At 75.7% G+C, this 7,058-nt stretch carries 6 protein-coding genes; 4 read left to right on the forward strand and 2 right to left on the reverse strand.

All coding sequences use genetic code 11. The annotated features are described in order from the left end of the window. The first annotated feature begins 184 nt into the window (after positions 1 to 184). The 3 genes from IE330_RS37275 (at position 185) to IE330_RS37285 (ending at position 3,849) form a co-directional block, all read left to right on the forward strand. Positions 185 to 1,012, forward strand: coding sequence for an enoyl-CoA hydratase family protein (locus tag IE330_RS37275; RefSeq protein ID WP_190140623.1), 828 nt, complete (start codon positions 185 to 187; stop codon positions 1,010 to 1,012). 119 nt (positions 1,013 to 1,131) lie between these two features. Continuing rightward, the gene (locus IE330_RS37280) at positions 1,132 to 3,390 is read left to right on the forward strand and encodes a bifunctional salicylyl-CoA 5-hydroxylase/oxidoreductase (protein WP_229926210.1); all 2,259 of its coding nucleotides are present in this window, start codon (positions 1,132 to 1,134) and stop codon (positions 3,388 to 3,390) included. Between the two features lie 135 nt (positions 3,391 to 3,525). Beyond that, entirely contained in the window at positions 3,526 to 3,849 is a 324-nt protein-coding gene (locus IE330_RS37285) for a hypothetical protein (protein WP_190140625.1), read from the forward strand. 51 nt (positions 3,850 to 3,900) lie between these two features. Here IE330_RS37285 and IE330_RS37290 read toward each other — a convergent pair whose 3' ends face one another. Next, on the reverse strand, positions 3,901 to 4,722 hold the full coding sequence (locus IE330_RS37290) for a PaaX family transcriptional regulator (RefSeq protein WP_190140626.1): 822 nt from the start codon (positions 4,720 to 4,722) through the stop codon (positions 3,901 to 3,903). 9 nt (positions 4,723 to 4,731) lie between these two features. Then, a complete protein-coding gene (locus IE330_RS37295) occupies positions 4,732 to 6,561 on the reverse strand; it encodes an AMP-binding protein (protein WP_229926209.1) in 1,830 nt (609 codons plus the stop codon). 136 nt (positions 6,562 to 6,697) lie between these two features. Here IE330_RS37295 and IE330_RS37300 point away from each other — a divergent pair. Then, positions 6,698 to 7,058: acyl-CoA dehydrogenase family protein (locus IE330_RS37300; RefSeq protein WP_190140627.1), on the forward strand; the 361-nt coding region annotated here is incomplete at its 3' end.

Consider the following 7,058-nt stretch of genomic DNA (forward strand, 5'->3'; position numbering starts at 1 on the left):
GCCGCCCGCGCCCGGCGCCGCCGCGCGGCGCCCGTCACGGGCGCTCCGGCCGCGCGGGAGGCGTGATATCGCGTACTCGTGACGACAGTCAGAGAACGGTGATAACTTCGGGAGGAGGAACACGCCCGACCGCGCCCGACCGCGCCCCGCACGTCGTCGCACTCCGCCGAGGAGGCCGCACGTCATGAGTCCCTTCACCGGCTCCGCAGCCCCCACCCCCGCGTGGGAACACCTGCGCCTCACCGTCGACGAGGGCGTCGCCACCGTCACGCTCGCCCGCCCCGACAAGCTGAACGCGCTCACCTTCGGCGCCTACGCCGACCTGCGCGACCTGCTCGCCGAGCTGTCCAGGACCCGGTCCGTGCGGGCCCTCGTGCTCGGCGGCGAGGGCCGCGGCTTCTGCTCGGGCGGCGACGTGGACGAGATCATCGGCGCCACGCTCGCCATGGACACCGCCCAGCTCCTCGACTTCAACCGCATGACGGGCCAGGTCGTGCGGGCCCTGCGCGAGTGCCCCTTCCCGGTGGTCGCCGCCGTGCACGGGGTGGCCGCGGGCGCCGGCGCGGTGCTCGCGCTCGCCGCGGACTTCCGGGTCGCGGACCCCTCGGCGCGGTTCGCGTTCCTGTTCACGAAGGTGGGCCTGTCCGGGGGCGACATGGGCGCGGCGTACCTGCTGCCGCGCGTGGTCGGGCTCGGCCACGCCACGCGGCTGCTGATGCTGGGCGAGCCCGTGCGCGCCCCCGAGGCCGAACGGATCGGCCTGCTCAGCGAGGTGACCGACGAGGGCGGGGCCGACGAGGCCGCCGCCGCCCTCGCCCGCCGCATCGCCGAGGGCCCGGCCCTCGCGTACGCGCAGACCAAGGCCCTGCTCACCGCGGAGCTCGACATGCCGCTCGCGGCCTCTGTGGAGCTGGACGCGGCGACGCAGGCGCTGCTCATGAACGGCGAGGACTACGCCGAGTTCCACGCCGCGTTCACCGCGAAGCGGACCCCGAAGTGGCGGGGGCGGTGACCGTGGCCGCCGACCCCGTCACCGCCGGTACCGCCGCCGCCGACCCCGCCACCGCTGGGGCCGCCGCCGGTGCCCCGGCGGCCCGCCGCGTCGCCGTCGTCGGCGGCGGCCCCGGCGGCCTGTACGCCGCGGCGCTGCTCAAGCGCCTCGACCCGGCCCGCGAGGTCACGGTCTGGGAGAAGAACGCCCCGGACGACACCTTCGGCTTCGGCGTGGTCCTCTCCGACGAGACGCTCGGCGGCATCGAGCACGCCGACCCGGTGGTGTACGCCGCGCTGCGCGAGCGCTTCGTACGCTGGGACGACATCGACATCGTGCACCGCGGCACCCGCCACACCTCCGGCGGCCACGGCTTCGCCGCGCTGAGCCGCCGGGTGCTCCTCGCCGTCCTGCACGAGCGCTGCCGGGACCTCGGCGTGGACCTGCGCTTTTGCGCCCAGGCGCCGCCCGCCGCCGAGCTGGCGGCGGCGTACGACCTGGTGGTCGCGGCGGACGGGGTGCGCAGCGGCACCCGCGCGGCGCACGCGGACGTGTTCCGCCCCACCGTCACCGGCCACCGCTGCCGCTACATCTGGCTCGCCGCCGACTTCGCCTTCGACGCGTTCCGCTTCGAGATCGCCGAGACGGCGCACGGCGTGATGCAGCTCCACGGCTACCCGTTCTCGCCGGCCGACTCGACGGTCATCGTGGAGATGCGCGAGGAGGTCTGGCGGGCGGCGGGCTTCGCGGACATGGGGACGGCGGAGTCCGTCGACCGCTGCGCGAAGATCTTCTCCGAGGCGCTGCGCGGCCGCCCGCTGCGCTCCAACAACTCCTCCTGGCTCACCTTCCGCACGGTCGTCAACGACCGCTGGTCGCACGGCAACACGGTGCTCCTCGGCGACGCCGCCCACACCGCCCACTTCTCCATCGGCTCCGGCACCAAGCTCGCCGTGGAGGACGCCCTCGCGCTGGCCGCCTGCCTCCAGGAGCAGCCCGGCATCCCGCAGGCCCTCACGGCGTACGAGGCCGAGCGCCGCCCGGTGGTGGAGTCCACCCAGCGGGCGGCCCGCGCCAGCCTGGAGTGGTTCGAGGAGCTGCCCCTCTACCTGGACCAGCGGCCCCGCCAGTTCGCGTTCAACCTCCTCACCCGCAGCCGCCGCGTCACCCACGACAACCTCCGCCTGCGCGACGCGCGCTTCACGGCGGCGGTGGAGCGGGACTTCGGCTGCCCCGAGGGCACGCCGCCCATGTTCACGCCCTTCACCCTGCGCGGCCTCACCCTGCGCAACCGCGTCGTCGTCTCGCCCATGGACATGTACTCCGCCGTGGACGGCGTGCCCGGTGACTTCCACCTCGTGCACCTCGGCGCGCGGGCCCTCGGCGGGGCGGGCCTCGTCATGACCGAGATGGTGTGCGTCAGCGAGCGCGGCCGCATCACCCCCGGCTGCGCCGGCCTCTACACGGACGAACAGGCCGCGGCCTGGGCCCGGATCACGGACTTCGTGCACACCCAGGCGCCCGGCACGGCCCTCGGCGTCCAGCTCGGCCACTCGGGCCGCAAGGGCTCCACCCGGCTCATGTGGGAGGGCATCGACGAGCCCCTGCCCGACGGCAACTGGCCCGTCGTGGCGCCGTCCGCGCTGCCGTACACCCCGCGCAACCAGGTCCCGCACGCCCTGCGCGCCGACGAACTGCCCGGGCTGCGCGAGGAGTTCGTGGCGGCCGCCCGGCGGGCCCGGGACTGCGGCTTCGACCTCCTCGAACTCCACTGCGCGCACGGCTACTTGCTGTCCAGCTTCCTGTCCCCGCTCACCAACCGCCGCACGGACGCCTACGGCGGCTCCCTGGAGGCCCGCCTCCGCTTCCCCCTGGAGGTCTTCGACGCCGTGCGCGAGGTCTGGCCGGACGACAGGCCCATGACCGTCCGCGTCTCCGCCACGGACTGGGCCGACGGCGGGACGACCGCCGACGACGCGGTGGCCGTCGCCCGGGCCTTCGCGGCCCACGGGGCCGACGCCATCGACGTCTCCACCGGCCAGGTGGTCTCCGACGAGGCCCCCGCCTACGGCCGCTCGTACCAGACCCCCTACGCGGACCGCATCCGCAACGAGACCGGGGTCCCGGTCGTCGCGGTGGGCGCCATCTCCTCCTGGGACGACGTCAACTCCCTGCTGCTCGCGGGCCGCACCGACCTCTGCGCCCTGGCCCGCCCGCACCTGTACGACCCCCACTGGACCCTGCACGCCGCGGCGGAGCAGGGCTACACCGGCCCCGGCGCGCCCTGGCCCCTGCCGTACCGGGCCGGCAGCCGCCGCCCCCGCACCGGCCGCACCGACGCCCCCAAGCCCCGCCTGACCCTCACCGGGGCCGCCGCACGCGAGGACCCGGTTGCCTGACCGGCGCCCGACCGGAGCGGGCGCCTGTGCCACGTCCCCCGGAAGGCGGCCGCCGGGCGCCGCGGGGTGGGGGGATTCACCCGGGTGACGCGCCACAAGTCGTGGATGCTTGACCGGGATGCCTAATTTGTGCTCATGACTCACACGAAGCGCATCACCACGGTGCTCTGCAGTATCGCGCTCAGCGCCGCCGTTCTCGGCGGCACCGCCGCGGCGGCCGAACCGCCTCCGCGTGACACCAAGACGGTGGCCGACCTGGACGACGACCTGCCGCTCCGCGACGACCTCCAGCTCCGCGACGACGACCCCCCGCTGGAGGACGACGCGGCCGACATGGACGACGTCGACGACCTGGACGAGGCCGATCCGGGCCCCGACAACAAGGACTGCGAGAAGAAGGTGGGGCTGAAACTGCTGGGCATCCCGCTGCTTGACCTGCTGATCCCGGGCCGCTGCTGACCCCCTGGCAAGGCGGCGGTCCGGACCCCGGCCCGCCGCCCGGCCCCGTGGTCACCCCCGGGCGGACCCGTCGGCCACGAACGCCGCGCCCGCGTCCCGCAGGCGCTCGTGCAGGCCCTGGAAGACCTCCGCCGAGCGGGCGCCGGGCCAGTTCGCCGGGAGGAGTCCGGCGGGCAGGCCCGGGTCCACGTACGGCAGGTGGCGCCAGGAGTCGAGGGCCAGGAGATAGTCGCGGTAGGCCTCTTCAGGCGGCGTGTCGGGGCGCGAGCGCCAGGCGCGCAGCACCGGGCCGTGGCGGTCCAGGAAGGCCTCGTGCTGCTTGGCGATCGCGGCCAGGTCCCACCAGCGCGCCACCGCCTCGGCGGTGGCCGCGAAGCCGAGGTGCTCGCCGCGGAAGAGGTCGACGTACGCGGTGAGGCCGAGGCGCTCCAGGGTGTGCCGGGTCTCCTCGTGCAGGTGCGCGGGGGCGATCCACACGCCGGGGGCCGCCGTGCCGAAGCCGAGCCCGGCGAGCCGCGAGCGCAGCACGTGGCGCTTGTTGCGCTCCGCCTCCGGGACGGAGAAGACGGCCAGGACCCAGCCCTGCTCGGGCCGCCCGCCCGCGGCCGGGTAGACGCGCCGGTCGCCGTCGTCCAGGAGCTGACGCGCGTCGGGCGAGAGCGCGTACCCCGCGGCCCCGGACTCCGTGCGCGCGGGCACCAGCAGGCCGCGCCGCTTCAGGCGGGACACCGACGAGCGCACGGACGGGGCGTCGACGCCGACCGGCGCGAGGAGCCGGACGAGTTCGGCCACCGCCACCGGACCGGGCGCCGCCCGCCCGTACGCGCCGTAGAAGGTGACGATCAGGGACCTGGGGGCGTGCTGCTCGGACACGTGATCACTCTAGGCCCCGGACGCGGACCCCGGTTCGCGCAGGCGGAACCGCTGGAGCTTTCCGGTCGCCGTCCTCGGCAGCGCGTCCAGGAACACCACCTCGCGCGGGCACTTGTACGGCACCAGCTCCTCCTTGACGAAGTCCCGCAGCCGCTCCGCGTCGCGGGGCGCCCCCGCGCGCGGCACCACGTACGCCACCGCCACCTGCCCCCGCCGCTCGTCGGGGCGGCCCACGACCGCCGCCTCCACCACGTCCGGGTGGCGCAGCAGGGCCTCCTCCACCTCGGGGCCCGCTATGTTGTACCCGGCCGAGATGATCATGTCGTCGGCGCGGGCCACGTACCGGAACCAGCCGTCGGCGTCCCGGACGTACGTGTCGCCGGTGACGTTCCAGCCGTCGCGGACGTACTCCCGCTGCCGGGGGTCGGCGAGATACCGGCAGCCGACGGGTCCGCGCACCGCGAGGAGGCCCGGCCGGCCGTCCGGCACGGGCGCGCCGGAGGCGTCGACCACGCGCGCCCGCCACCCCGGCACGGGCCGCCCCGTCGTGCCGGGGCGGATGTCGTCGTCGGCGGCGGAGATGAAGATGTGCAGCAGCTCCGTCGCGCCGATGCCGTTGATGATGCGCAGGCCCGTGCGCTCGTACCAGGCCCGCCAGGTCGCTGCGGGCAGGTTCTCGCCCGCCGACACGCAGCGGCGCAGCGACGCGATCCCGGGAGCGTCCGCCCCCTGAAGCTCGTCCAGCATCGCGCGGTACGCCGTCGGCGCCGTGAACAGCACGCTCACGCCGTGCTCGGCGACGGCGGGCAGCAGGTGCCGGGGGCCTGCCTGCTCCAGGAGGACGGCGGACGCCCCGACGCGCAGCGGGAAGACCACCAGGCCGCCCAGGCCGAAGGTGAAGCCGAGCGGCGGGCTGCCCGCGAACACGTCGTCGGCGCGGGCCTTGAGCACATGGCGCGCGAACGTGTCGGCGATGGCGAGCACGTCCCGGTGGAAGTGCACGCAGCCCTTGGGGCGCCCGGTGGTGCCGGAGGTGAAGGCGATCAGGGCGACGTCGTCGGCGGCCGTGTCCACGGCCTCGTACGGCGCGTCGCCCCGGGCCGCCGCGCGGGCGAGCAGGTCGTCGGGGCCCTCGCCGCCGTACGTCGTCACGCGCAGGCCCGGCACCCCGGCCTTGATCAGGTCGTCCACCGCGCCGGCGGCGCACAGCGCGTGCGAGACCCGCGCGATCTCGCACATCGTCGCCAGCTCCGGCGCCCGCTGCCGGTCCAGGACGGTCACCGCGACCGCGCCCGCCTTCATCACGGCCAGCCAGCACGCGGCCAGCCAGGGCGAGGTGGGGCCGCGCAGCAGGACGCGGTTGCCGGGCACCACGCCCAGCTCCCCGGTCAGGACGTGGGCGACCCGGTCCACGCGGTCGCGCAGCTCGCCGTAGCTCCAGACCGTGCCGTCGGCGGAGCGGAACGCGGGCCGGTCCGTGCCGTGCCGCGCCACGGTGGCGTCGAGCAGCTCGGCACCGCAGTTGAGCCGCTCCGGGTAGCGCAGCTCGGGCAGGTCCTGGAGCAGCACGGGCCACTCCTCGGGCGGCGGGAGGTGGTCGCGCGCGAAGGTGTCGACGTGGCCGGTGGGCGTTCCCGGGGCGGGGCCGGGGGCGTGCCGGGGGCCGCTGTCGGTGGTGGTGGCGGTGCCGGTGATGCCGGTGCCGGTGATGCCGGTGCTGGGGGTGCTGGGGGTGCTGGGGGTGCCGGTGGTGCCGGTGGCGGGGTCGGGGGCCCCTTCGGCGCCCCGGCCGGTGGGTGTGCCGCCGCGTTCGTCGTCGGTCGCCCCGTGGGTCTCCATGGCGCCTCGCCACCTTTGCCGGTCGGGCGTAGTGATGGGCTCGCCCGACGAGCGTATCGTGATGGTGACGACAGTCAACACTGCGCGATAAGACCGCGAGGCGCGGGTCCGTGCCCCGCGCCAGGGGAGAGGCTCGATGACGGCATTCACGCTCGATCCCGACCAAGTCGCCCGCTGTGACCACCTGCGCGAGCTGGCCGCCACGGTCCTGCGGCCGCTCGCCGAGAAGGGGGAGCCCGGCCGCGTGAACCGCCCGCTCGTGGCGGCCCTGGGCGAGCACGGCGTCCTGGACGGCCTGTTCACCTCCGGCGCCCTCGACCTGTGCCTGACCCGCGAGTCGCTCGCCCGTGTCTGCACCGAGGCCGAGACCGCCTTCGCCCTCCAGGGCCTCGGCGCGCACCCCGTGCACGCGTACGGCGCGGCGGCGCAGCGCGAGCGCTGGCTGCCGCCCGTGCGCGCCGCCCGTTCCGTCCCCGCGTTCGCCCTGTCCGAGCCGG

Origin of the sequence: Streptomyces longispororuber (assembly GCF_014656095.1) — a bacterium.
GTDB lineage: Bacteria > Actinomycetota > Actinomycetes > Streptomycetales > Streptomycetaceae > Streptomyces > Streptomyces longispororuber.

Coding starts and splice junctions, on each gene's coding strand:
- IE330_RS37285 (WP_190140625.1), top strand. CDS start 3,526: ATGACTCACACGAAGCGCATCACCACGGTGCTCTGCAGTATCGCGCTC.
- IE330_RS37295 (WP_229926209.1), bottom strand. CDS start 6,561: ATGGAGACCCACGGGGCGACCGACGACGAACGCGGCGGCACACCCACC.
- IE330_RS37275 (WP_190140623.1), top strand. CDS start 185: ATGAGTCCCTTCACCGGCTCCGCAGCCCCCACCCCCGCGTGGGAACAC.